This window comes from Nonomuraea cypriaca (genome assembly GCF_015645445.1).
Lineage (GTDB): Bacteria > Actinomycetota > Actinomycetes > Streptosporangiales > Streptosporangiaceae > Nonomuraea > Nonomuraea cypriaca.
Genome location: NZ_JADOGI010000492.1, coordinates 1 through 1,875 on the forward strand (window position 1 = coordinate 1; position 1,875 = coordinate 1,875).

2 protein-coding genes are annotated in these 1,875 nt (G+C 70.5%); both read left to right on the plus strand.

What is annotated here, in order from left to right:
• Positions 1-44 precede the first annotated feature (44 nt).
• Positions 45-1,028 (plus strand): RNA polymerase subunit sigma-70, encoded by a 984-nt coding sequence (locus ITP53_RS55140; RefSeq protein ID WP_195903445.1) that lies wholly within the window; start codon positions 45-47, stop codon positions 1,026-1,028.
• Between the two features lie 87 nt (positions 1,029-1,115).
• Positions 1,116-1,538 carry a hypothetical protein gene (locus ITP53_RS55145; RefSeq protein ID WP_195903446.1) on the plus strand — a complete coding sequence of 141 codons (423 nt, stop codon included), beginning with the start codon at positions 1,116-1,118 and terminating at the stop codon, positions 1,536-1,538.
• Positions 1,539-1,875: the final 337 nt, after the last annotated feature.

Below are 1,875 nucleotides of genomic sequence, written 5' to 3' on the forward strand. Positions count from 1 at the left end.
GCGAGGGAGAGGGGTGTGGTGTGGGGTCGGTGGAAGATGTGGTGATGGCTGTCAGGAGTGGTGATCGGGCTCGGTTCGCTGAGCTGGCTGAGGCATATCGGCATGAATTACAGGTGCACTGTTATCGGATGCTGGGGTCGTTCGCCGACGCCGAGGACATGGTGCAGGAGACGATGTTGCGGGCCTGGCGTCGGCGGGAGACGTTCGAGGGGCGTTCGACGTTTCGGGCCTGGCTCTATCGCATCGCCACCAATGCCTGCCTCGATCTGCTGTCCGGACCTGCCCGTTCGCGCGAGATCACGGTCGGCATGGAGACTGAGTCGCGATCGCCGTTCGCCGAGGTGCCGTGGCTGCAGCCGTACCCCGATCGGTTGCTCGACCTGGCCGCGCCGGCGCAGGGCGAGCCGGACGCGGTGGCGGTGGCGAGGGAGACGATCGAACTGGCGTACCTGGCCGCCATCCAGCATCTGCCGCCGCGCCAGCGGGCGGTGCTGATCCTGCGCGACGTGGCGGGCTGGTCGGCCGAGGAGACGTCCGGCGCGCTGGAGCTGAGCGTGCCGGCCGTCAAGAGCACGCTGCAGCGGGCGCGCGCCACGCTGCGCCGGCACCTGCCCGAGCGGCGCTCGCAGTGGGGTCCGGCCTCCGCCCCGAGCGAAGCGGAACGCGCGGTGCTGCGCCGCTACCTGGACGCCTCCGTGGCCGGCGACCTGTCGGAGTTCGCGAAGCTGCTGCGAGAGGACGCGCGGCAGACGATGCCTCCCGCCTCCCTCGTGTACGACGGCCGCACGGCCATCCTGGACATGTGGCGGCCCGTCATGGAGGGGCCGCAGGCGTGGGGCGAGTGGAAGGCGCTGGAGACGTACGCCAACCGGCAGCCCGCCGTGGCCAGCTACGTACGCCGCGCCGGCGAGCCGGGCTACATCGCCGTCAACCTCGACGTGCTGCGCGTGGCGGACGGCCTGATCGTGGAGATCACCACGTTCGGTCCCGAACTGCACGACGCCTTCGGCCTGCCCGGCCGCCTCTGACGAGAAAATCTCGCCGGAGACCGATTCCTTTCGCCGCGCCGCGCCGTCATACGGGTGTACCTCACCTTCGAGACAAGGGGAACGACGATGACCACTGACATCCCGCTGAAGGCCCTGGACCGGCTCGTCGGCACCTGGCGGGTCACGGGCGACGCCGAGGGCACCGTGACGTACCGGTGGATGGACGGCGGCCACTTCCTCATCCAGGACGTGAACCTCACGCAGGACGGCGCGCCGACCCAGGGAATGGAGATCATCGGCAGGGAGCGCCCGTACGGCGCGGAGAAGCCGAGCGAGGACATCAAGTCCTGGTACTACGACAGCCAGGGCTCGACCTTGGCCTACGTGTACGAACTGGCCGGCGACACGCTCACCATCTGGGCCAAGGAGAAGGGCTCACCCGCCTACTACAGGGGCACCTTCAGCGCCGACGGCACCACGGTCACCGGCGCCTGGGTCTACTCGGGAGGCGGCGGCTACAAATCCGACATGACCCGCACAGACGCTTAGCCCCCGACCACCCCACGGGCCCGGCCACCCACCGCCGGGTCACCACACGGGCCGGGTCACCGCGGGGCCGGGAAGCCCACGGGATCGGCCACCGCACAGGCCGGCCACCCCACCGGGCCGGGAAGTCCGCCGGGGCCACGTTCGGCCGAGGATGGTGGGCGAGGGCGAGCCTGGGCGGCGGGGAAGACCTGGGGTCACGGGTGGAGGCCAGGGTCGGGGGTCGTTGACGGGTCCGGTAGGACTCGCCCTCGACGATGAGGACATGCGCGGCGCCACGGTGGAGTGCCCGGGTAACGGAATGGGTGGAGGCCCGGTCAGGGGGTGGAAGGTGGGGTCT